Source organism: Corynebacterium liangguodongii (assembly GCF_003070865.1).
In the GTDB taxonomy this organism is placed as follows: domain Bacteria; phylum Actinomycetota; class Actinomycetes; order Mycobacteriales; family Mycobacteriaceae; genus Corynebacterium; species Corynebacterium liangguodongii.
On sequence record NZ_CP026948.1, the window covers coordinates 2308893 to 2332049 of the forward strand.

Genomic DNA, 23157 nt, shown 5'->3' on the forward strand with positions numbered 1-23157 from the left:
TCACAGCACACCCATGAGCACGACCGCGCAGGCGATAAAGATGCCCACCCCGAGAACCGGGACGATTGCCGGGGCGGGCAGGGGCCTGCCGTGCCTAAGCGCCCGCTCGACGCGCACCCAGCGAAGGGCCGAGCCCAGCGAGATCGCCATCGCGAGGACAATGACCACGGCTGCCGCAGCGGTGCTCCGGCCCGGCGGGATACCGGGGATCTTGAGCGCCTCGAGGGCGACGCCGGCGGCGAAAAACGCAAGCGCGGTGCGTGTCCAGGCGAGAAACGTGCGCTCATTGGCCAGCGTAAAGCGCGGGTCGGGTTCCTCCCCGTCGGGGAACACCGCCCGCGTGAACCGTCCGCGTCCTGCGCTCATGATGCCCCTAAGTCTAGCGCCTCCGCGCCCCACGATCCCGGCGCGCGCGGCGGTTGCTAGCGCACGATGGAGGCGAGGAATATCAGGCTGAGCACCGCCGCCCCGGCGGAGATGACCCACACGCCCAGGGCGTTGTTGCGCGAGGAGAGCGCCGCGGCCAGCCACCCGCCCAGGGCGGCGCCGGCGGTGTTGAAGATGACGTCGTCAATATCCGTGTAGCCCGAGGCGAAGATCCACTGCGCCGCCTCGATGCACACGCTGAGGATCAGGCCGATCACCGCGCCCCGCTCCGCGCTGCCGAGCAGGAAACCGACGGGCAGAAAGAGCGCGACGTTGCCGAAGAAGTTCAGCCAGGGGCCGTACCAGGTTGAGGGTGCGCGGAATTCGTCGAGGGGCACGAGCCGTAGCACACGGCGTTGGTGGACGGAGACGTCCCATAACCCCTCGACGCTGAAGTGAGCCTTGCCCAGGGTGAAGTAACCGATCACCGCGATGACGAGCGCCCACGCAATCGCGCGCTGTAGCGGCGGCACTGCGTGCAGGGGACTTCGGGATGTCGCAGGCATGGCGCCTAGCGTATCGACCTTGGCTGCGAAGCGTCCACCTAAGGTGGGGATATGGATAAGACGCACTTGTCACGGAATCGGGCCCCGAGCTCGTGGACGCCCGCGAAGACTACGCAGGGGAGGGCGATACCTTCATCGATGTGACCCACTCGTCGGTCAATGACGAAGACGCCATGGCCATGGAAGGCAGCGGCATCCTGCGGGAACCCGACATAGTCCCCGGTATCGACGCCTCCAAGGCCACCCCCCGTGCCCTCCCGCTTCGACGCTCACACGGCCGCGGCCCTTGGCACCGCGGGGTAGACTGCCGGGCTCTCCGTCGCCGCGATATAGGCGGTCCTAGGCCTAGGCGCCCACGGCCTGGGGCTCCACAGGCACCGGGCCGCCGGAGGCCTGCCGGTAGGCAAACGCGAGCGCGAGCGTATAGGCCGGCATGAGGATCACCGTGGCAATCCCGAGGGTGAACAGGGAGACAAACATCATCACCCCGTAGAGGAGGTAGAACAGCAGCAGCTGGCCGTAGTTGCGGGCACCGGCCCTAAAGCCCTGGGAGAACGATCCGCCGAAGGTATCGGCGTTATCGGCCGCGTACCATACCTGGAAGACAAACAGCGGGGCGAGCAGGAAACTCACGACGAGCGCGATGCCGAGGATCCCGAGGATGGCCCCGGCGAGAGGCATGAGCACCGTCGGGTCAGATTCGATCTGCGCCGGGTCGAGCCCCTGCAGGGTGTCCGCGAGGTTCACCGCGAAGAACGGGAGGGAGCCGAAGATAGGGATCAGGATGGCAAACCCGTAGATCAGGCCGACGAGAATGATCATCCCCAGCGTGGTGCCGTAGGTGGGGGAGTTCACCCCGTCGAACTTCCAGTTGCGGTTGAGCGTCTGCAGAAGCGCCAAGGAATAAACGACAGGGTAGGCGAAGAGAAAGGCAAACTGCACGAACCCGGCAAGCGGGGTAACGAAGAGGCCTAGCGCCGCCGGCAGGAGGGCAAAGATGAGTCCCACAGGCACCCACACCTTCCAATTGGCAAAGGTCTGCTTAAAGCCGAAGGCCCATGCCTGCATCACGTCGATCTTTCCTGTGCCCTTAGCATGGTACCAGCCGTTGGCCTGCGGGTCGTTGACCCGGTGCGGCTCGTAGCCGTCGCCGTAGGTGCCATCAACGAGGGAGGTCCCGTGATATTGAGTGGCGCCGTGTCCGGCCGCCGCGTAGTTCACATCGTAGGCGTTGTAGTCGCCGTAGCCTCCGTCGCCACCGTAGCCGTTGTAGCCGGTATACGAGGCCGACCCGGCGGCCGGGGTGCCGTAGCCGCCCGGCTCGTGAGGTTGGTAGCCTTCGGCGCCGCCTTGGGGATCCTGCCCGCCCGAATAGGGAGTCGACATTAGTGGAAACCTTTCCTAGTAGTGACCTTTCTCTTCTGAGGCTACCAGGGAGGTCCGGCGGGCACGCGGTCCCGAACCAGCGGCTACTTCACCACCAGGTTGACCATACGGCCCGGCACGACGATGGTCTTGACCACGGTTTTGCCCTCGATCAGTTCGGCGACCCTGGGATCGGCGAGGGCGAGTGCCTCGACGGCGTCCTTGTCGGCGTCAGTGGGAACGTCGATGCGGGCCTTGACCTTGCCGTTGATCTGGACGGGGACCTCGACGGTGTCGTCGACAAGCAGCGCCTCGTCGAAGGTGGGGAACGGCTCGAACGTGATCGTGGTGCCGCCTCCGAGCCGCTCCCACAGCTCCTCAGCGATGTGCGGGGCGAGCGGGGAGACCATCTGGACCAGCGGGACGACGGCGGCGCGCGGCACCGGGCCGTCGTAGGTCTTGGTCAGGTAGTTGACGTACTCGATGAGCTTGGCCACCACGGTGTTATCGCGCAGGTTGTCGTAGTCCTCGCGCACGCCGGCAATGGTGCGATGCAGGGCCTTGGCATCCTCGGCGGTCAGCTCGGCGTCCTCGACGCGCAGCGCGCCGGTGGCCTCGTCGACCACGAGGCGCCACAGGCGCTGCAGGAAGCGGTGGGCGCCGACGACGTCCTTGGTCGCCCAGGGGCGCGAGGTGTCCAGCGGGCCCATCGACATCTCGTAGACGCGCAGGGTGTCGGCGCCGAAGTCACGGCAGATCTCATCCGGGGCAACGGCGTTCTTGAGCGACTTGCCCATCTTGCCGTACTCGCGGTTGACCTCTTGTCCCTGGTAGAGGAACTTTCCGTCGCGCTCTTCCACCTCGGCGGCCGGGACGTAGACGCCGCGGGAATCGGTATACGCGTAGGCCTGGATGTAGCCCTGGTTAAACAGGCGCCGGTAGGGCTCGCGGGAGGTGACAAAGCCGAGGTCGAAGAGCACCTTGTGCCAGAATCGCGCGTAGAGCAGGTGGAGCACGGCGTGCTCGACGCCGCCGACGTAGAGATCCACCCCGCCCGGGTCGTTCTCGCCGCGCGGGCCCGTCCAGTAGCGCTCGTTGTCCAGCGCGCAGAACTCCTGCGAGTTCGTCGGGTCGATGTAGCGCAGCTGGTACCAGGAGGAACCGGCCCACTGCGGCATCACGTTGGTGTCGCGGTAGTAGGTCTTCTCGCCCTCCCCGAGGTCAAGGGTGACCTCCACCCAGTCTCTCGCCTTCGCCAGCGGGGGAGCGGGCTCGGAGTCGGCGTCGTCGGGGTTGAAGGAGACCGGGTTGTAGTCCTCCACCTGCGGCAGCTCCACGGGCAGCATGTCCTCGGGCAGGGAGTGCGCCTGACCGTTCTCGTCGTAGACGATGGGGAAGGGCTCGCCCCAGTAGCGCTGGCGCGCAAACAGCCAATCGCGCAGCTTGTACTGGATTTTTTCCTCGCCGTAGCCGTGGGCGACGAGCCAGCTTATCGACGCCTCGATAGCCTCCTCCTTGCCCTTACCGTCGAGGTCCAGCCCGGCGTCGTTGGCGGAGTTGACGTGCGGGGCGTCGCCCGTAAACGCCGCCTCGCTCACGTCGGAGTCGAGCACGGGCACGATGGGAAGGTTGAACACGCTGGCGAACTCGTAGTCGCGCTCGTCGTGAGCCGGCACGGCCATGATCGCGCCGGTGCCGTAGCCGGTGAGCACGTAGTCGGCGATGAAGACCGGGACCTTCTCGCCGTTGACGGGGTTTACGGCGAAGGAACCGAGGAAGACGCCGGTCTTTTCCTTGTTTTCCTGGCGCTCCACGTCCGACTTCGCGGCGATCGTCCGCTTGTAGGCGGCCACCGCCTCGGCCGGGGTGTCCTGGCCGTTGGTCCAGGCGGGGTTGACGTCTTCTGTGTAGGCGGGGGCTGTCAGGGCGTCGACAAGCTCGTGCTCGGGTGCAAGCACGACGTAGCTCGCGCCGAAAAGGGTGTCGGGGCGGGTGGTGAAGACCTCGATGTCGCCGGCGTCGGAGGCGAACTTCACCTGGGCACCGCGGGAGCGGCCGATCCAGTTGCGCTGCATGGACTTGACCTTCTCGGGCCAATCGAGCAGGTCGAGGTCGTCGAGCAGGCGATCGGAGTAGGCGGTGATCCGCATCATCCACTGGCGCAACCGCTTGCGGAAGACCGGGTAGTTGCCCCGCTCCGAGCGGCCCTCAGCGGTGACCTCCTCGTTGGCCAGCACAGTGCCCAGACCCGGGCACCAGTTGACCATGGAGTCGGAGAGGTAGACGAGGCGGAACTCATCGATCGCAGCGTGCTTTTCCGCGGTGGTCAGGTCCCGGAAGTTGCGGCCGTCCTTGGTGGTGCGCGCGCCCGTGATCAAATCGCGCACGAGGTCCTCGATCGGGCGGGCCTTCTGCTGCTCCTCATCGAACCAGGCGTTGTAAATCTGCAGGAAGATCCATTGCGTCCAGCGGTAGAACTCCGGATCGGTGGTGGCCACGGCGCGGCGGCGGTCGTGCCCCAGGCCGAGTGAGTCGAGCTGGCGGGTCATGTTGGCGATGTTCGCCTCTGTCGTGGTCCGCGGGTGGGTACCGGTCTGAATCGCGTACTGCTCGGCGGGCAGGCCGAACGCGTCGTAGCCGAGCGTATGCAAAACGTTCTTGCCCAGCATGCGGTTGTAGCGGGCGAAGACGTCCGTGGCGATGTAGCCCAGCGGGTGGCCCACGTGCAGGCCTGCGCCGGAGGGGTAGGGGAACATGTCCTGGACGTTGAGCTTATCTTCCGGCAGCTCCCCGCCCGTAGCGAGGTCACCCACCGGGTTCGGCGCGTTGAAGGTGCCGTTGTCGCGCCAGTAGCTCTGCCACTTGGCCTCGATCTCGTTCGCCAGGGCGGCGGTGTAGCGGTGCGCGGGTCCCTCAGTAGTCATGGCTACACAGTGTAGTGGGTGGGTGCCTCGGCGGTACCCGGGGCTTGACGGGCCGCGGGCGCGTCCTACCGGAACATCTCCCACACCGACACAGCCATGATCACCGCGCCCATGAAGCCGACGAAGAGCGCGTCGGGGCGGTGAGCGTAGTGCGCGAACGCCTTGGCCTTGCGGAAGAGCAGGAACGGAACCAGGTAGACCAGGAACGTCATAAAGATGCCGCCGATAACGGAGATGAGATCGAGGATCGACGGGTTGAGCACCGCAACCAGAACGCCGGTGACGAAGACGAACGCGATGACCCCGTAGCGCAAGACGCGGTCGCTGACCCCCTGCGTCGCCCTCGGGGCGATCACGCGGACCAGGTAGGTCGTGCCCTCCTCCGTGCCCAGGAGGTGGCCGAAGAAGGACGAGGCGATCGCGCAGATGGCGACGACCGGGGTGATCACCGCCATGAACGGGGTGTTAGTGACGTTGGCGAAGTAGCTGAGCACCGGCAGGTTCTGGGCGGCGGCCTCCTCCAACCCCTTCGCGCCGAGCGCGAGCGTGCAGGACCAGACGAAGAACATCGTAAACGCCACGAGCAGCGCGGTGGTGATCAGTTCGATGCGGGAGACCTGCCTCTCGGTGGCGGCGACGTCACCCTTCTTCGCTTTTTGCACGTCGAGGGCGAATTGCGAGACCGCCGCCATGTGGCTGAAGGAGAACACGAGCACCGGCAGAATCAATAGCAGGGACTGCCACAGCGGGGTCGCCGACTCATAGGAGCGGAAGCTTGCCAGGTCCCACCGGGGGACGAGGTAGAACGACACGCCTGCCAGCGCCACAATGAGCGGGTAGACGAGAATGTTGGCAAACCACAAGGTGGCCTTCTTGCCCAGGGCGAATGCGCCGGTGAGCAACCCCACGCACGCGATGGCCAAAAGAACCCGGTTGACCTGGGCCAGGCCGATTTGGTTGACCAGGAAGCTCTCCATCGTGTTGGTCATCGAGATCGCGTAGATCAGCACCGTGGGGTAGATGGCCAGCCAGTACATCACCGCGGTGACCACGCCCCGCTTGCGCCCCGACAATGCGGTGACCACCTGAAGCACGTCGAGGCCCTTCACCGGCGAGGCGCTGACGATGCGCGCGTACATGCGGTGGGAGAAAAACACCAGCGGTCCGATAAGGGCGGTCGCGATGACGAGCGGCCAGAACCCGAAGCTGCCGGCGTTGAGCGGGAGGAAGAGAATGCCCGCGCCGACCGCGGTGCCGAACAGCGTGATCACCCACGACAAAAAAGTGCCGTTGGGCGCCGAGCCCCTACGGTTGAGCCGGATGTGGTCAACATCCGCGGGCGTGAGGTTATCCAGGTGGAATTCCTCGCGCGACTGCCTTAAGTGCTCCGCGCTGTGGAGCGCAGGTAGCGGCGCCGCCTCGTGCGGGCTCGAGCCGCGGGGAACAGGGGTGTGGTGGCGCGCGGAGGCCATGGTTTCCTCATTTCCGCACCCGGTGGCGGGTGCTCTCGCTGATGCCCGAGGGCGAGCTGACGCGATTAGTTTAGTTTTACCAATCACCTCGCCGGGGCACCGCACCGCCTACCCGCGCTGCGGGCGGTGCTGCCCTATTCCCGGCCGAGCTCCTCCCACGTGAGCTCGCAGCCGAGGGCGCTGAGCACTGCGTAGGCCTCCTCGGTGGCCTCCGAGAGCGAGCCGGCGAGGTCGTCGCCGCCGGCGGTGATGTCCACCACCGCCTCGCCCTGCCCTGCGGAGACCTCCTGGACGATCCAGGCGCCGCGCCCGCGCACCCCGAGGGCGTCGACAGGTTGATCTTCGAGCCACTGCATGACGGCGTCGCGCGCGTGCGCGCCGGTGGCGGTCAGGCGCACGCGCGCCCGCGCGTCCTCATCCGATGCCACTGCCTCTAGCCATTGCCGGTCGATTTCGTAGGGCCTACTCATGGGCGCCAGGGTAGTTCTCGGCCGCGGGTTGTGCCGCGGGGAAGAGCAGGCTGAGCAGCCCGGCTCCGAAGACGTCGGCAAGCGCGTGCGCGACAACGGCGGGGAAGATCCACTGGCCGACGAAGCCCGTCTTGGAACTCGCGAGCCGCGTGAATGCGAGGAAAAGCGAGCCGGAGACAAGCCCAATGAGCGCGGCGTTGAGCAGCCCCTGGTAGGTGTGGATGGCAAAGCGCACCGCCAACGAATACGCCACCGCCTGGGCGCGCCAGCGCCCTGGAAGGGAGAGGCACACGACGAGGAAGAAAACCTCCTCGTAGACGCTATTGAGCGCCGAATAGGCCAGCAGCGAGGCGTCAGGGCCCGGCTGCTCGGCCGCGTCCTCGGCGCCCTCTGGAAAACCAACAAGCCCGCCGTAGAGCGAGTAGGAGAGGTCGAAGACGAGCCCTATAAAGGCGTAAAGGCCGATGCCGAGCGCAGCGCCCCTCCAGCTCGGGCGCAGGCTCCAGGGCGTGAGCGTGATGCGGCGCCCGCACAGGTAGGCGGCAGCGACGGCGGCCAGGAGTGCTTGGTGGAGGAGGGCACCCCAGTTAGCGGCGGCGGAAAACTCGGGCACGGTGGGCGCAACTACGTTGTCCACCTCGCACGTGCTGCGTAGCGACGCCCCCATCGCCGGGCCGAAGAAAATAGCGGTCAGCGCGGCGAGGTCCCACCACCCCATGACCCTGGTTGGTTTCAGTCTGCTCAGCGGCGTCACGCCTGGCGCTCCTCCGGTCGCGTCGTTCAGTGAGGATGAGGCTAGCACAAAGGTGGCACCTTCACGCTAAAGGTGCCACCTTACGGGGTGTGGTTTACTTGTCAGAGTAGTCGAAGAACCCGACGCCGGAATCGGCACCGAAGCTGCCATTATCCAACTACTCTTCCTTGAGCAGCTTGTTGAAGCCCTTCTGCCACTGCGCCGCGCCCTCTTCCTCGGCCTTCGTGAAGCCGATGACGTAGAACGTGGGCAAATAGCAATGATATCCATGACCTGCAAGAGGCCGTTCGGGCTACCGGTCGCGGCGCCCACCTTGCCCCAGACGTCCTTGCTTCGTAGACCTCATTGACGCGACGCCCTCGTCGGCGATCTGAAAGGCGTTTTTGACGTCAGCCACGGCACTTCCTTTCGTGGGTGGGGGAATTCTCGCGGCTCACAGCAAGTGCATCCATGTGTGCGACGGGGCGCCGCCACACCGCCATTTCCAAAGTTCAAGGCACATATACGCGAAGACACGCGCGCACTTCATCGTGGACCTATCTGTCAGATGTCCTCGTATCAGAGCCTTTTACTAAGTGCGGCTTAGATTTTTCGCCCGCCGCGCACTATTGTTGACGCCTGTGAGATTCCTTTCCGCCATCACGCCGGCCTGCGCCGCCGCAGCTCTATCGCTGTGCGCCCCCGCGGCGGGTGCCGCCCCAGAGCCGACGGCAATCGGCGCCACGCCGCCGCGCACGAGCATGTCGTTTGCGCACAGCCCAACCGGCTTCCGGGTGGGCACGGCCAACGAACACGAGTCTCGGCCCGGGCTCTCGCTGGTCAAGCTCTACATCGCCGACTACGTCTTCGACCACGGCACCCCCGCCGACCAGGCGCGCGCATATACGATGCTGCAAACGTCCGACGATGCAATCGCCGCCTCGCTCTACGCCGCCTACCCCGATTCCATCGCGCTCACGGCGCGGAAATACGGGCTGGGGGATACCCACGCGGCCGACCATTGGGGCAACAGCACGACTTCAACCTACGACGCCGTGGCGTTTTTGGAGGCGAGGAAGCGCGACCACGGCCTGGGCGACCCGATCCTATCCGCGCTCGCCAGCGCCTCTCCCGTCGCGGCTGATGGCTACCGGCAGGACTACGGCACCGCGGTCTTGCCCGGCGTAATCGGGACTAAGTGGGGCTGGTCGGACGACCGCGCCTCGCTCCACGCAAGCGCATCCTTCGGCACCGATTTCAGCGTCGCGGCCCACACCTTCGGGCCGGCCTCCCAGCTCACCGCGGACGTGATCGCGGCTTTCCCGGGCCCCGCTCAGGCAGCGCCGAGCCCGATCCACCAGGCTATTGACGCGGCGGCATCGGGCGCGCACAGCGCTGTCGATAACGCAGCCGGTGCGTGGGGCGGCGTGCCCGGCTCCAGTGAGTCCGCGGCCGGGGCCGCAGCACAGGCGCACTCGGGGATTGATGCCGCGGCCGCCCAGGCCCACGGCATCGCGCTGCGGGCGGGGTTCTAACCCTGCCTAGCTAAACGCCCCGATCCCCGTGATCTTCTGGCCAAGGATGAGGGTGTGCATCTCGTCCGTGCCCTCGTAGGTGCGCACGCCCTCGAGGTTAGCGGCGTGGCGGATGGGGGAGTAGTCGTGGCGGATGCCGTTGCCGCCCAGCACGGTGCGCGCCTCGCGGCAGATGTCGATAGCGGTACGGCAGTTAGCCAGCTTCGCCACCGAGATCATGGGGATGTCGAGCGTCCCTGCATCCTTGGCGCGGCCCACGTGCAGGGCGAGAAGTTGCCCCTGGTTGAGCGCGACCGCCATGTCGACGAGCTTCTTCTGGGTGAGCTGGAAAGACGCGATCGGCTTGCCAAACTGAGTGCGCTCGCCTGCGTAGGCGATGGCCTGCTCGAGGCTGTCGCGCGCGGCGCCGAGCACGCCCCAGCCGATGCCGTAGCGCGCCTCGTTCAGGCACATCAGGGGGGCGGAGAGCCCGAAGCGGGCCGGGAGGATGCTGTCCTCGGGCACCAGCGCGTTGGTGATGGTGATGTGCGATTGCGTGGACACACGCATGGAGAGCTTGTGATCGATCGGCACCGGATCGAAGCCTTCGGTCTCCCGCGGAACGATAAAGCCGGCGACCGTTTCCTCCCGGTCCTTGCGCACGTTATCTCCGTACCCCGCGGCGATGAGGTCCTCGGTGGAGACCTTGGCCCACACGATGGTGACATCAGCCAGGTGCGCCAGACCGATCCAGCGCTTCTCGCCGTTGAGTTCCCAACCCTGGCCCTTGCGGTAGGTCGCGCGCGTGATCATCGACGCCGGGTCGGATCCCGCGGTCGGCTCCGTCAGGCCGAACGCGCCCATGATCTCGCCGGCGGCCATCTTCGGTAGGTAGCGGTTCTTCTGCTCCTCGGTGCCGTGGGCGTGGATGGAAGTCATGGCGAGCGAGCCAAGCACGAAGAAGATGGTCCGCAGGCCGGAATCGGCCGCCTCGACCTCCATCATGGCCAGGCCGTAGTCCACCGCGGAGCGGCCGGGACACCCGTAGCCTTTGAGGTGGGCGCCGATCATGCCCATCTCGCCGAAGCGAGGGATGAGCTCGACGGGGACGTGCTGGTCTTCGAACCACTGGCCGACGTAGGGTTTGACCTCCTCGACGACGAAAGCGCCGATCGTCTCTCGCCATTGCAGTTCATCATCGCTCAATAAGCTATCGAAGTTGATCAAGTCTGATGTGTGAGTTGGCAAATCTCTACCCCTTCCAAAGAAATCTAAGGTCACCGTAGCACGGGGTATCTAACCTGTCTCCGAAGTTGCCCGTGCAGTCCGGCTGACCTTCGGACCCCAGCGCCCGGCATTACGCTGCTCGTGACAAACACTCAAGGCCGCCGACAGAACGCCCCCGCGGCTCGCTAAGTGCTAAGGTCCATCCCGGTAACCATCGCTGTGCCCTAGCCCACGACACCGCCATAACACGCAAGGACGTAACCCCACGTACTTCCCTGACGAGATCGCTGCTGGGGCAGGACAAGAACTCCGCCGAGGTTCGAATCCTCACCCAGATCGGACTCTCCGTGCCATACGGCCATCGCACGCTGCCAGTGACGGTGCTCGGGCACCCAGCCATCGATGTCGTGGAACGTGCGGGCGGGCCGGCGAACCGAGCGACCTTACCAAGCACCTAGAGCTCGGCAGCGACTAATGCCCCGAGTTCGCACCTCTGCCTACCGCCACACGCTCACACCCAGAATGGCTCGGTGCGCGGGAGCGCACCGAGCGTCGACCGAGTGCCGGTTGCCATCACTATGTCGCAAGCGCTCTACTCCCCGCAGCCCTGCGTGCACACGGAAGACCGCGCCGTTGTACGCGACGTGGTCAACGCATCCCCTGACGGCCCACAGGAACATCCCTCCACGCAGCGATTCCCGTGAGCGGAGCGATAAAGCGGACTGCGCGCGGCCCACCGTACGTCAACTGCTCCTCGTATGTTACAGAGCTTGCGCCAGCCTTGCGCAGATGATGGACGGTGGGGATCCGGGACTGGCCTCCGCCGATGATCGTGGAGTTGCGCACGCCGCCACGCGTAGGGCTATCGAAGCGACTCGATGACTAGTGCGATGCCCTGGCCTCCGCCGATACACAAAGTGACCAATCCGTAGCGCACGTCATTGTCGTGCAGCTGGTGGAGGAGCTTCGTGGTCAAGATCGCGCCTGTCGCACCCACCGGGTGACCGAGCGCGACCGCGCCGCCGTGGATGTTGGTCTTGGCCGGGTCGAAACCGAGCTGGTCGGAGACCGCCATGGCCTGGGCCGCAAACGCCTCGTTCGACTCGATGAGATCGATATCCGAAATATCGACCCCGGCCTTCGCCAGTGCCTTAGGCACCGCGGCCACCGGGCCAAGGCCCATCACGCTCGGGTCGCAGCCAGAAATTCCCCAGCCTAAGATGCGGGCGACGGGGGATAGATCGTGTTCGTCGACGGCGCCTTCGCCGGCCAGGACGAGGGACGCCGCTCCGTCGTTAATGCCGGAGGCATTACCCGCGGTGACCAACCCCCCTTCTTGAAAGGCCGGGCGCAGCGAACCGAGCTTCTCGAGGGTGGTCTCGCGCGGGTGCTCGTCGACGCAAAATTTTACCGTCTCCTTGCCTCGACGCACCTCGACAGGCACGATTTGCTCATCGAAGGCACCGGCTTTTATCGCCGCGAGCGCCTTGGTGTGGGAGTCGAGTGCGTATTCGTCAACCTGCTCGCGGGTGTAACCTTGCCGTCGAGCGATTTCTTCCGCGGTGTTGCCCATGTGGCCGTTGCCGAATGGGTCGGAAAGGATACCGAGCCAGTCGACCACGCGTCCATCACCCATCTTCTGACCGGCGCGCATGCGGGGCAGCGAGTAGGGCGCCCGGCTCATCACCTCAGCGCCGCCGACCAGCGCCACGGCGGCATCGCCCTCGCGGATCATGTGCGCTCCGCTGATAATGGACTGGACGCCCGAGCCGCAGAGCCGGTTGATGTTATTCGCCGTAGAGCTCTCGCCCATCCCCGCGCCGAGTGCGATGGCCCGGGCGAGGTAGGCGTCGTTAGTCTCGGTGTTGATGACGTTGCCGTATACGGCAGTGTCGATCACCTCGGGGTCAACGCCTGCGCGCTCAATGGCCGCCTCGGCCGTGGCGATTCCCAGCTCAGTGGGCGTATGAGCCGAAAGCGAGCCCATAAACGAGCCGATTGCCGTGCGCGCGGATGAGAGGATATAGGCGGTGTCCATTGCTGGCTTCACTCCTGTCGGTGACTACGGGATGCTTCTGAATGCGCATTATTCCAGAGTCCGACTCGCGGGAATGAACGAATGGCCAATGTTTCACGTGAAACATCGCTGCCCAACCTCAACGCGGCCGGCAGTTTAGGCCCGCTGCCATCACGAGCGCACCCGCCGCGACACCGAAGCCAAGTGTGTGGTGAGCGCTATACAGCGGGAGGATAAGCACCGGCGTGAGAGCGCTACCGAAGAACCGGAACGCCTGGACGCTCGAGAGGATCTGCGCACCCGAAGAAGACCGCAGAGTCACAAGGTTCACCCCGACCTGAACACCCTGCCCCGCGGTAACGACAATGCCCCACAAAACAGCGACAAGCACCATCGAGGACGCCAACCCGATTCCCAGCAGCCCGCACGCCGCGATGAGAAGGGCCACCACAATCAGCGGACGAGGGCCACGCGTGTCGGCCAGCCCGCCCACCCGGCTGGAGAACAGAAAGGAAGAGAGCCCACCGACCATGACGATGAACCCCCGGGCAAGGGGAGAAGCGGCGAAAAGCTCGCCCACGTGGAGAGCCAGTACAAATCCCATGCCCATAGTGCACAGTCCAACGACCAGCAGGGTGAAGCAACCCCTGACGAACGACCAGCTCACCGCGAACGAACCGCGCGGCGTGCGCGAAGGGGGAGCATCCGGCAGGCCAATGAGAACAATGAAGAGCGGAACCGCCACGAGAATGAGGTAGATCCATCGCCACGAGGCGACGGAGACGACTGCGCCCGCAAACAACGGAGCCGAGAGCAGACCGAACGATTGCATGGCCGCGTAACTGCCCAGAGCTGCGCCGAGCCGTTCAGCGGGGGTGATACGTGTCAAGATGAGCTGGAGGGACGGCAGCGTGAAAGCGTTACACAGGGCGGCAAGGATGTATGCGGCGAGGAACACCCACCACGTCGGTGAGAGGATGAGAATGACAGCGCACACGGCGATGATCACAAATGCGACCCGTGCAACAAGCACCGGAGAAAGATTCCGGGTGAGGGAGCTTGAGAACAGCAGCATTGCCGCGAAGGGGAACGTATAGGCCGTCATTGTCAACGATGCCTGTGTCAACGTAATGCCGAAGTCCGCGGCGAACTCCGGAAGGACAACCGCCAGAGACTGCCCGGCGAAGGGACCAAGGAACCCACCGACAAGAATGCAAAGGTAGCGCAGCCGATGCGGGGGAGAAGGGAGCATAGTGAGACCATAATCCCGCGCTTTCGCCCGCGCTCGACGGGGGTGTAGGCGACCAACCATCGAGACGGGCTATATCTGAATCCGCATCACGGACCGGGACCGAAACGTAATCAGAGCTGGTCAGTGAAGGACACGTCATCTCACTGGATTTTTCCAATGCGTCCTTCGCGCTCATGAAGATTCGCGAAGGCGCATTCGCTCTCCTCTTGGTCAGAATCCGGCGCCGCCTTGACCACTTGGGGGACCACTTGGGAACCACTCGGGCTCTCTCGGCCGGAGCGCCATCGGTCGAAGCTGGTTCGCTAGTGCGGCGAGGTAGCTGTGCACCTTCAGCATACCAATCGCAAGATCCAGCATCCTCGCTCCTGTAAGCACCCACTGCTGATGGCTCTCGGTGCAGATCTTTCCGCGTCAGCGAGCGCTCGCCTGCGATTACCGCTTCCTAGTAGCTACTCGACCCTCCCGCGCCGGAAAACCCGGAACTGTAGGAGGAGTTAAATCCCGACGAAGACGAGGACTGCGCGGCCTGCGCCGCCTCCACGTTAGAGGTGTGCCAGCTGTTGAGCACGACGAACGGGACATAGTTGGAGTAGAAGAAGTCGCGGTCGTAGAGCGCCGGTCGCGTCAGTGCGTTGTGCTCCTTGACGTCACTGAACTCCTTGTCCTTCACCGCCTCCAGAACAAGGCGGTAATCCCCAAGGAGGCGCACAAAGTCATCGAGGAAGCCAGGGGCAGAGGGGTTGTGGTCGAGCTCGTTGATTTTTGCTTCCAACTCTTCGAGCTCGTCCTTCAGCCCGTCATCGTTGACTCCGAGCCGAGCCTTGATGATGTCCTCGCGTAAGGCGGTGAGGTCGGAGCGCCTGGCGGCGGGGTCCCCGTTTTCAATCTTGAACAGGCGATTGATGTTGTCCTCCGCGTTCGAGGTGTGGCGGACAACCTCTGCCGCGTTATCAATCTCAAGGCGGCGCTCCCAGACCTGCTTGTCGTCGCCAACATCGATTGCGCCAATCCCACCTGCGCCTGAGACTTTGTCATGAAGCGCGAGGAAACGATCGCGGACCTCGGCCCACTGCTTGCGCATCTCGGCATCGGCAAACGCGCTGGTCAGTGAGTTTGCCCGAATGTCGATCTCCCCGAGACGCTGCCCCAACGCGGCGTACTCGCGCGTGACCAGCTCGTGGTCTCGCCGCGCGCGCGTGATCGCTTGTCGACGCCTATTTCGCGCCCCCAAGGCAAGCGAGCTGCCCAACGCAGCAGCTCCCCCAGCCGCTACCCCCGCACCCACTCCAGCCCCGAAACGTTCGCTCTCCGCATCGTCGACTACGTAGGCACGAACGAGATCTATATCCATCGCGGCGCGGGCCCCTGCAAACATGGCCGCAGGAATGTTGCTGTCTCGCATTCCGCGTTTCATCTCTTCGGCGACAGACGGTGCCCTCTCGTCTTCGTGGAGCTTCAATTGATGCGCGACATCCTCGCCGGCATAGACCCCGACCTTGCGCTGTTGCGTTCCGGCGGCGACGATGAGCACTCCGTCCGCGTACTTATCGGGGCCAATGTCATCGGGGTAGTGATCCCGCATGTATTCCTCGACGGTGTCGTTCAGGTTTTCGTGCGACTGGTTGAACACCATCCAGTGCAACACTTCGACGGTATCGGGTGCCTCTAGCATCGCGGCATCGCGCATCATGCGCGCTTCGTCTTCGGGCGCAAGCAGATCATGAGGGTCGTCTACGACAATGTTGGGTACCCCGGCGGTCTCGATAGCGACGGACTCAGGCGCGGGGACGTCGATGAACGATGCTCCAAGTGCACCGCCGCCAAGGCCGAGAACAGCAGTGAGGATGGCGATTGCGCCTATCTGCTTCGAGGTTGGCATGTACTCAACATACTGCATAGGGCGCGCGCACGGTACGAACGAACGTAGTGACATTGTTGCACTAAAACGCCTCGGCCACGGCCCGCCCAATAACGACGGTGCCCGGCTCGATGATTTCCGGCAGCCGTGCCTCCACGTCCTCGAGAGGATCGGCGGTGAGGAACCATCCTGCCCAGGCCTCCTTGCCGGGGGAGAAGACCCGGTCCCCGGTGCCGATGAGGTTCAAGGTGGCGTCGCGCACCCATAGCGGGCCGACGAGGGAGGCGTGCTCGGTGCCCTCCAGGAGAGCGAGCTCCGGTTGGTAGGCGACGACGTGGGAGCGGGCCAAGAGGGCGTCGAAAAGCGAGTGCACGTGGGGGATCGCCGCCTCTGTGCCCAGGTAGGCGACGGTGACGAGGCGGAGGGGGTCCGGGCCAACGCTGTCGCGCAGCGCGAGGTCGGTGAGCCCGCCGAGCGTCGAGGGGAAGCGCGGGGTGACGAAGGGATCGTCCATGAAAAACGTCTCGATGCGCTCGTCGCGGTCGAGGCCGGCAAAGTCGACGAGCGCGTTGAGCTCGTAGAGCGCCATGGATTCGGGGTCGCGCAGGTTGCCGTAGGCGGCCTCGGTGCGCAGGTCCCAGAGGATGAACTCGTCGTCGACGGGGTGCGGGGCAGGGGAGAGGGCGAGCACCTCCGCGCCGCTGCGAACGACCCGGTCGCGCCATACCCCGTAGGCCTCGCCGAGGTCATCGCTGTGCGCGATGAAGTGGGTGGTGACGATCTCGGCGACCATGCCGACAGGATACCGCGGCGCGCTAACCCATTCCGCCCGCCGCGAGGGAGACAGCCAGGACGATCGGCCACGCGAACAGCGTGAGCAGCGATACGACGCCAAGCAGCACGGAGCGGCTCCGGACGGCGAGGACTACTCCCGTGACGGAGGCGAGGACCAGCGCAACCCAGTAGAGCACCTGGGCCCACTGGGGCACGCGGTCACCCATAAAGGGCGTAGCCACCCAAACAAGGGCAAGCACGAGGAAGAGAACAGTCTTTTTCGCGGACATCCACCCATTCCTTTCGATTGAGGGTCATTTTGTGATTTCAGCAATTGTGCGCTCGAGGCACCAGGCGGATTGCAGCCTCAATGTAGGCTCGGTCCGCCCAGGAGTAGTCATGTTTGACCGCATTGAGGCCGTCAACAAACCGCCGGTCGCATTCACATACTTCTGTGCCACCGCTCAAGCACTGATCATGGTCGCGGCATACTGCGTCGGCGGAATTCTGCGGTTCTCCTCCATCCGTTCGATCCCTGCCGCACCAATTCCATCGCTCAGCAATTGGCCAGCCCGCCGGATCGATTGCGAAGAGCTGCACGCTCGGCACGTTTCCCTGATCGGCCGGCACGGCCATTCCATCAACAAAGCAGTGCTCGCGGTCATAATCGATCGCACGGTTGTACTCTTGACCGAACTCAACGACTTCCCCGCTCTCTCCTCGAGCAGATGCCTTGTCCACGTCAAACTTCAGAGTTGCCGGGACTACGTAAGCGTCGAGAGCTACGTCGATTGCATCAGCTTGATGGCCATGTGGGGATCCAATCTCAGCGGCTTGAGCCGGAGCGCACCAAGCCGATACCAAAGCGCCAGAAATAGCTGCGAAAGCAAAAAACTCGCCGCCTTATTAACAGCAGACATGATGAACCTTTCGGTCAGAGGACGGGGAAACACGTGAGGAAATACCCCGCCGCCACGATAAAATATGAATGGAATTGCCGCAAGTGTTTGGCGGAAAATGTATACTAAGGTAGATATGACTAACCTATTGATAAATGAAGCTCGATCTCTTCAAGGGCGAAGTGACGCGAAATACTGCTGACTTTCGCGGACCCATGCGCCCATGGAAAGGCCCACAATGCGCCGTCCCCCATCAGCATTGTCGGTCACCAACCCGAGAGGAATAGCGATGGTGTTCCGAGACGCCGCGGCATGTTTCACGTGAAACATGCCGCGCCCGGTGACGTAGATTAGAGGCGTACCCCACTTAAGGATCGTTCGGCACGTACCTGCCGATGGAGGAGAAGAACTATGGCTACTGTCACCTTTGACCGCGCGACGCGCATCTACCCGGGGGCCGACGAGCCCTCCGTCAAGGCGCTCGACCTCGACATCGCGGACGGGGAGTTCCTCGTCCTCGTCGGCCCTTCCGGCTCCGGAAAGTCCACCGCACTGCGCATGCTCGCCGGCCTGGAGGAGACGAACGAGGGCCGGATCCTCATCGGCGGCCGCGACGTCACCGCCCTCGAGCCTCGCGAGCGCGACATCGCCATGGTGTTCCAGAACTACGCCCTCTACCCCCACATGTCCGTCCGCGAGAACATGGGCTTTGCGCTCAAGCTCGCCGGGATGGACAAGGCGCAGATGAACGAGCGCGTCGAGGAGGCCGCCCGCACGCTCGGCCTTACCGAGTACCTGGACCGCAAGCCGAAGGCGCTCTCCGGAGGGCAGCGCCAGCGCGTAGCCATGGGCCGCGCCATCGTGCGCGAGCCGCAAGTCTTCCTCATGGACGAGCCCTTAAGCAACCTCGACGCCAAGCTGCGCGTGCAAACCCGCACGCAGATCGCCAGCCTGCAGCGCCGCATGGGCGTTACCACCGTCTACGTCACCCACGACCAGACGGAGGCGCTGACGATGGGAGATCGCATCGCGGTGCTCAACTTCGGGGAGCTTCAGCAGGTGGGCACGCCGCGCGAGCTTTACGACGCCCCCGCCAACGTCTTCGTCGCCGGCTTCATCGGCTCCCCCGCGATGAACCTCGCCACCTTCGACGTCGATCCCGCATCCTTCGCCGCCGTCGCGGGCGACACCCGCATCCCCCTCGAGTGCCGCGTCCTCGACGCCGTCCGCCCGGAGGACCAGGGCCGGATCACGCTCGGGTTCCGGCCTGAGGCCGCCGAGCTGGTCAGCGCCGCTACTCCCGACGCCCTCGAGGTGCACATCACCTTCGTGGAGGAGCTCGGCTCCGACTCGTACCTCTACGGCACTCTCGCCGGCCGGGACGAGCAGGTGGTCCTGCGCGCCGCGCCCCACAGCGCCGTCCGCCCCGGCGAGGCGGTTCACGCGCGCATCACCGGCGCGTTGCACGCCTTTAGCGCGGCGACGGGGGAGCGGATCTAGGACCGCGCGCGCAAAACCGGGCCGCCGGCCGCTAGGCGCGGGCGCCCTCGAGCGTATAACCCTTGATGCGCCCCGCCGCAAAACGGTTGACGATGAGCGCGATCGCCCCGTCGCCCGTGACGTTGGCGGCGGTGCCGAAGGAGTCGACGACGATGTAGGCGGCGATCATGAGCGAGACCATCGACTCGTCGAAGCCGAGGTTGGCCTGCAGCAGCCCGACGGCCGCCATGATGGCGCCGCCGGGCACGCCCGGCGCGGCGATCATCATGATGCCAAGGAGGAGCAGGAAGCCGAAGATTTGCGCGTTGGAGATACCCAGCCCGCCCATGGAGACGATCGCGAGGGCGTAGAGGGTGATCTTCATCATCGAGCCTGCGAGGTGGATGGTTGCGCACAGCGGCACGACGAATCCCGCGACGTTGTCATCTACCTTGTTCTTCAGCGTGGAGGCGTAGGTTACCGGGATCGTCGCGGCCGAGGACGACGTGCCCAGCGCCGTGAAGTAGGCCGGCGCCATGTTGCGCAGCGCGACAAACGGGTTGCGCCCGGCGACTGCACCGGCGACGAGGTAGAGCACAAGGATGATGACGAGCGTCATCACCACCGAGAGCACGAGCACGGTACCGAAGGCCGCCAGCGTGGAGCCGAAGCTGTCGTTCATCCCCAGGCCCAGGAAGGTGCCGAAGATGTAGAGCGGCAGCAGGGGGATGATGAAGGAGGTGACAACCTTCATGATCACCCCCTGGAGCTCGTCGACCACCCGGTACATCGTGTCGGACTTCACCGCCGTCATGGCGATGCCGACGACGAACGCCAGAAGCAGCGCCGACATGACCTCGAGCGGGGCGGGCATCTCCACCTCGAAGTAGGGGGCGAGACCGCCCTCCGAGGGGTCCGCGACGCCGGTGACGAGCGTGCGGCCGTCGAGAAGCGAGGGGTAGAGCAGCGCCGCGGTGCCCCACGCGATGAGCCCGGAGGTGATCGTCGAGGTATACGCGATACCCGCGGTGATGCCGAGCCACTTTCCGGCCCCCTTGCCCAGCCCCGCGATGGCGGGCGTGATCAGCGAGAAGATGAGCACGGGTACGAAGAAGCCCAGGAAGTTGGAAAACAGCCCGTTGAAGGTGATAAACACCCGGGCGAGCCACTGCGGGAAGAAGAAGCTGCAGGCGATGCCGAGGGCGATGGCCGCGACAATCCACAACAGCAGCGAGTTGAGGATCTTGTTTTTCATGAGATCTGCCTTTAATCGAGGATTGCACCCTGCGGTTGGAAGGGTTTGCAGTATTGTTGCCCACGACTTTTACCCACCACAACTGCTACCCCCGCCGCGCGTTAAGCTAGGGCCATGAACGTGGTTTTCGGCATTGTCTTCGGCGCCCTCGCGCTCGTCTTGTTCGTGATCGGGGCGCTGGCCACGGCGGGCCGGCTCCCAGGCAACCCGGTGATCGGGCTGCGCGTGGCGGCCGTGCGCAAGAGCGAGGAGATCTGGGTCAAGGCCCACAAGGTCGCCGGGCCCTTCGTCCTCTTCGCCGCCGTTGCGCTGACCTTCGGCGCCGCATTCGCGTTCATTGCGCAGGGGTGGCTGTGGGTCGCGCCCATCATCACCGCCGTGCTCGCCGTGGTCGCCCTCTCCTTCGCGGGCAACGCCGGGGCGCGCGTCGCATCGCTTCTCGACGCCCCTTCAGACACCCCCGATAGCACCAACGCCCAGCCCACCCCCCAGGTAGACCTCGACGCTTTGCGCGGCGCGGCGCGCAAGGCCGACGGGCGCTAGCGTCCCCGCGCCCCCGGGGTGGCGCGGCAATCACCAGGGCGAAGCGCTTGCACCGTCCCACGTCGCGAACTAGAATTCCACATTGTGACTTCAACGACCTCCCGCACCCAGTGGTGGTGGCGCGCATAAGCGGCGTGCCACTCGCGTTGAAGCAACTTACGGCCCGCCGGCTTGGAAACCCAAGCGCCGCGGGCCTTACGCTCTAAGTACCCTCGGTGCTCAAGAACTACAGACCAAGGAAGAACTGATGAGCAACCCCCCACACCCGGACGACGCTCAGCACGCGCCGCGGGTACGACGCGTGGGCGTGAGGTACCACGCTAACGCCTCGAGCCTGTTTTCTCACCTCGGCGGCACGGAGTCGACGGACGCGGTGCTTTTAGAATCCGCCGACATCACCACGAAGTCTGGGTTGAAATCGGTGGCGGTGCTGCGGGCGTCGCTACGCGTAACGTGCAATGGCCCCCGCGTGGTCGCGCAGCCGCTGAGCGCCTCGGGCGAGGTGCTCGCGCGGCGGCTGCGCAGCCAGCTCGCCGATTACCTCGTCGGCGATGATGTCTACGAGTTCCCCGCCTCCAAGGCGGTCGACGAGCGCGAGCGCCTCACTGCCGCCTCCAGCGTCGAGGTGCTCCGCGCCCTGACCACCCGCGCGGGCTACCGCGAGGGCGATTTCCCCTTCCTCGCCGGCGGAATCGCGTTTGATTACCTCGCCACCTTCGAAGAGCTGCCCGCAGTCGGCGAATCCACCAACACGTACCCGGATTACCAGTTCGTGCTGGCAGAGACCCTGCTGAACATCGACCACCGCTCGCGCGAGGCCTACGTCGCCGGGATCACCTTCGACGGCACCGAACCTGCGCTCGATGAGCTCGCTAAAGACATCGACACCGCTGACACCGCCGACACCGCCGCCAATGAGCCAGCGAAGGCCGAGCCGCAGGCCACGCTGCGGGTCACGGCCGACATCCCCGACGAGCAGTTCCGCGCGGACGTGAACAAGCTCAAGGCCGACATCGACAACGGAGATATCTACCAGGTTGTTCCCGCCCGCACCTTCACCGCGCCGTGCCCGGACGCGTTTGCGGCCTACCAGCGCCTGCGCGGGATTAACCCCTCGCCGTACATGTTCTACGTCCGCGGGCTCGCCCGCACCGGCGAGCCTTTCGAGCTCTTCGGGGCCTCGCCGGAGTCAAACCTGAAGTTCAGCGCGGAGAGCCGGCAGCTGGAGCTCTACCCCATCGCGGGCACGCGCCCGCGCGGGCTCGCCCCCGACGGCAGCGTGGACCACGAGCTCGATACCCGCATGGAGCTGCAGCTGCGTACCGACGCCAAAGAGATCGCCGAGCACACCATGCTCGTGGACCTCGCGCGCAACGACCTCGCCCGGGTCGCGGTGCCCCGCACCCGCCGCGTCGCGGAGCTGCTCCAGGTTGACCGGTATTCTCGCGTCATGCACCTCGTATCCCGGGTCACCGCGACCCTCGACGCGGGCCTCGACGCGCTCGATGCCTACCGGGCCTGCATGAACATGGGAACGCTGACCGGCGCGCCGAAGCTCCGTGCGACCGAGCTCATCCGCGAGCTCGAGGGCACACGGCGCGGCAGCTACGGCGGGGCCGTGGGCTACCTCTCTGGCAGCGGCGACATGGACACCTGCATTGTCATCCGCAGCGCCTACGTCACCGGCGGCGTCGCCTCCGTCCAGGCGGGCGCCGGTGTCGTGCGCGACTCCAACCCGCAGTCGGAAGCGGACGAGACGCTGCACAAGGCCTACGCGGTGCTCGACGCCATCGCGGGCGCCGCCGGGGCCGAGCTGGAGGTGGCGAAGTGAGCGGGATCGTGCTGCTGGACAACCAGGACTCCTTCGTCTACAACCTTGTCGACGCCTTGAGCGCCTTCGACGCGACCGTCTACCGCAACACCGTGCCGGCAGCCACTGTCCTCGCCGCCGATCCCGAGCTCATCGTGCTCTCGCCCGGACCCGGCTACCCCGCCGACGCCGGCTGCATGATGGAGCTCATCGCACAGGCGCAGGGCCGGGTGCCGATTCTCGGGATCTGCCTCGGCTACCAGGCCCTCGTCGAGCACTTTGGGGGGCGCGTGGAGCCGTGCGGGCCGGTCCATGGGGCGTCGATTGGCATGCAGCTCACCAGCGCCGGGCTTGCCAGCGGCCTGTTTGACGGCCTGACCACGGACGATACCCCGGGACACGCCGGGCGCGACGTCCCGGTCGCGCGCTACCACTCGCTCGGCACCGTCGAGCTACCGGCCGGGCTCCACGCTCTCGCGCGCACCTCGGCGCGCATCGGAGATGTCGTCATGGCGGCGCGTTCCGACGACGGGATGTCCATCGGACTGCAGTTCCACCCCGAATCTATCCTCACCCCCGGCGGGCCGCTCATCATCGAGCGATGCGTCGAGAATCTCATGAAAGGACGCTGAT

At 65.2% G+C, this 23157-nt stretch carries 20 protein-coding genes; 6 read left to right on the top strand and 14 right to left on the bottom strand.

Features of this window, described 5'->3' with window-relative positions:
- The 7 genes from C3E79_RS10970 to C3E79_RS11005 form a co-directional block, all read right to left on the bottom strand.
- Positions 1 to 366, bottom strand: coding sequence for a YidH family protein (locus C3E79_RS10970; RefSeq protein WP_108404935.1), 366 nt, complete (start codon positions 364 to 366; stop codon positions 1 to 3).
- Between the two features lie 56 nt (positions 367 to 422).
- Positions 423 to 899, bottom strand: a complete 477-nt coding sequence (locus tag C3E79_RS10975; protein ID WP_159078265.1) for a VanZ family protein — start codon at positions 897 to 899, stop codon at positions 423 to 425.
- Between the two features lie 378 nt (positions 900 to 1277).
- Positions 1278 to 2318 carry a hypothetical protein gene (locus C3E79_RS10980; RefSeq protein ID WP_108404937.1) on the bottom strand — a complete coding sequence of 347 codons (1041 nt, stop codon included), beginning with the start codon at positions 2316 to 2318 and terminating at the stop codon, positions 1278 to 1280.
- A gap of 83 nt (positions 2319 to 2401) precedes the next feature.
- Complete coding sequence (gene leuS / locus C3E79_RS10985) at positions 2402 to 5221, bottom strand: leucine--tRNA ligase (RefSeq protein ID WP_108404938.1); 2820 nt, start codon at positions 5219 to 5221, stop codon at positions 2402 to 2404.
- A gap of 65 nt (positions 5222 to 5286) precedes the next feature.
- Entirely contained in the window at positions 5287 to 6693 is a 1407-nt protein-coding gene (locus C3E79_RS10995) for an amino acid permease (protein WP_179948290.1), read from the bottom strand.
- A gap of 134 nt (positions 6694 to 6827) precedes the next feature.
- Positions 6828 to 7163: a hypothetical protein gene (locus C3E79_RS11000; RefSeq protein WP_108404940.1), complete on the bottom strand. Its 336-nt coding sequence runs from the start codon at positions 7161 to 7163 to the stop codon at positions 6828 to 6830.
- Positions 7156 to 7917, bottom strand: a complete 762-nt coding sequence (locus C3E79_RS11005) for a CPBP family glutamic-type intramembrane protease (protein WP_146183398.1) — start codon at positions 7915 to 7917, stop codon at positions 7156 to 7158. The genes C3E79_RS11000 and C3E79_RS11005 overlap by 8 nt, the downstream gene beginning before the upstream one ends.
- A 620-nt stretch (positions 7918 to 8537) precedes the next feature.
- Here C3E79_RS11005 and C3E79_RS11495 point away from each other — a divergent pair.
- Positions 8538 to 9431 (top strand): hypothetical protein, encoded by an 894-nt coding sequence (locus tag C3E79_RS11495; RefSeq protein ID WP_179948291.1) that lies wholly within the window; start codon positions 8538 to 8540, stop codon positions 9429 to 9431.
- A 6-nt stretch (positions 9432 to 9437) separates the two neighbouring features.
- Here C3E79_RS11495 and C3E79_RS11015 read toward each other — a convergent pair whose 3' ends face one another.
- The 6 genes from C3E79_RS11015 to C3E79_RS11040 form a co-directional block, all read right to left on the bottom strand.
- On the bottom strand, positions 9438 to 10616 hold the full coding sequence (locus C3E79_RS11015) for an acyl-CoA dehydrogenase family protein (protein WP_235840663.1): 1179 nt from the start codon (positions 10614 to 10616) through the stop codon (positions 9438 to 9440).
- 883 nt (positions 10617 to 11499) lie between these two features.
- Positions 11500 to 12675 carry an acetyl-CoA C-acyltransferase gene (locus C3E79_RS11020; protein ID WP_108404943.1) on the bottom strand — a complete coding sequence of 392 codons (1176 nt, stop codon included), beginning with the start codon at positions 12673 to 12675 and terminating at the stop codon, positions 11500 to 11502.
- A gap of 118 nt (positions 12676 to 12793) precedes the next feature.
- Positions 12794 to 13906, bottom strand: coding sequence for an MFS transporter (locus C3E79_RS11025; protein ID WP_108404944.1), 1113 nt, complete (start codon positions 13904 to 13906; stop codon positions 12794 to 12796).
- Between the two features lie 442 nt (positions 13907 to 14348).
- Positions 14349 to 15785, bottom strand: coding sequence for a DUF5129 domain-containing protein (locus C3E79_RS11030; RefSeq protein WP_108405187.1), 1437 nt, complete (start codon positions 15783 to 15785; stop codon positions 14349 to 14351).
- 61 nt (positions 15786 to 15846) lie between these two features.
- A complete protein-coding gene (locus C3E79_RS11035; protein ID WP_108404945.1) occupies positions 15847 to 16557 on the bottom strand; it encodes a hypothetical protein in 711 nt (236 codons plus the stop codon).
- Positions 16558 to 16579: 22 nt separating this feature from the next.
- Positions 16580 to 16828 (bottom strand): hypothetical protein, encoded by a 249-nt coding sequence (locus C3E79_RS11040; protein ID WP_108404946.1) that lies wholly within the window; start codon positions 16826 to 16828, stop codon positions 16580 to 16582.
- Between the two features lie 109 nt (positions 16829 to 16937).
- Here C3E79_RS11040 and C3E79_RS11045 point away from each other — a divergent pair, with 109 nt between their 5' ends.
- Together C3E79_RS11045 and C3E79_RS11050 are read left to right on the top strand one after the other, a co-directional pair.
- Complete coding sequence (locus C3E79_RS11045; RefSeq protein WP_108404947.1) at positions 16938 to 17495, top strand: hypothetical protein; 558 nt, start codon at positions 16938 to 16940, stop codon at positions 17493 to 17495.
- 353 nt (positions 17496 to 17848) lie between these two features.
- Entirely contained in the window at positions 17849 to 18937 is a 1089-nt protein-coding gene (locus C3E79_RS11050; RefSeq protein WP_108404948.1) for an ABC transporter ATP-binding protein, read from the top strand.
- 31 nt (positions 18938 to 18968) lie between these two features.
- On the opposite strand, the gene C3E79_RS11055 is transcribed toward C3E79_RS11050, so the two are convergent.
- The gene (locus C3E79_RS11055; RefSeq protein WP_108404949.1) at positions 18969 to 20171 is read right to left on the bottom strand and encodes a dicarboxylate/amino acid:cation symporter; all 1203 of its coding nucleotides are present in this window, start codon (positions 20169 to 20171) and stop codon (positions 18969 to 18971) included.
- A 114-nt stretch (positions 20172 to 20285) separates the two neighbouring features.
- Between C3E79_RS11055 and C3E79_RS11060 the strand changes: the two genes are divergently transcribed.
- From C3E79_RS11060 to C3E79_RS11070, 3 genes are all read left to right on the top strand, one after another.
- Complete coding sequence (locus C3E79_RS11060; RefSeq protein ID WP_108404950.1) at positions 20286 to 20714, top strand: SdpI family protein; 429 nt, start codon at positions 20286 to 20288, stop codon at positions 20712 to 20714.
- 247 nt (positions 20715 to 20961) lie between these two features.
- Positions 20962 to 22545, top strand: coding sequence for an anthranilate synthase component 1 (locus C3E79_RS11065; protein WP_108404951.1), 1584 nt, complete (start codon positions 20962 to 20964; stop codon positions 22543 to 22545).
- A complete protein-coding gene (locus C3E79_RS11070; protein WP_108404952.1) occupies positions 22542 to 23156 on the top strand; it encodes a glutamine amidotransferase-related protein in 615 nt (204 codons plus the stop codon). The genes C3E79_RS11065 and C3E79_RS11070 overlap by 4 nt, the downstream gene beginning before the upstream one ends.
- Position 23157: the final 1 nt, after the last annotated feature.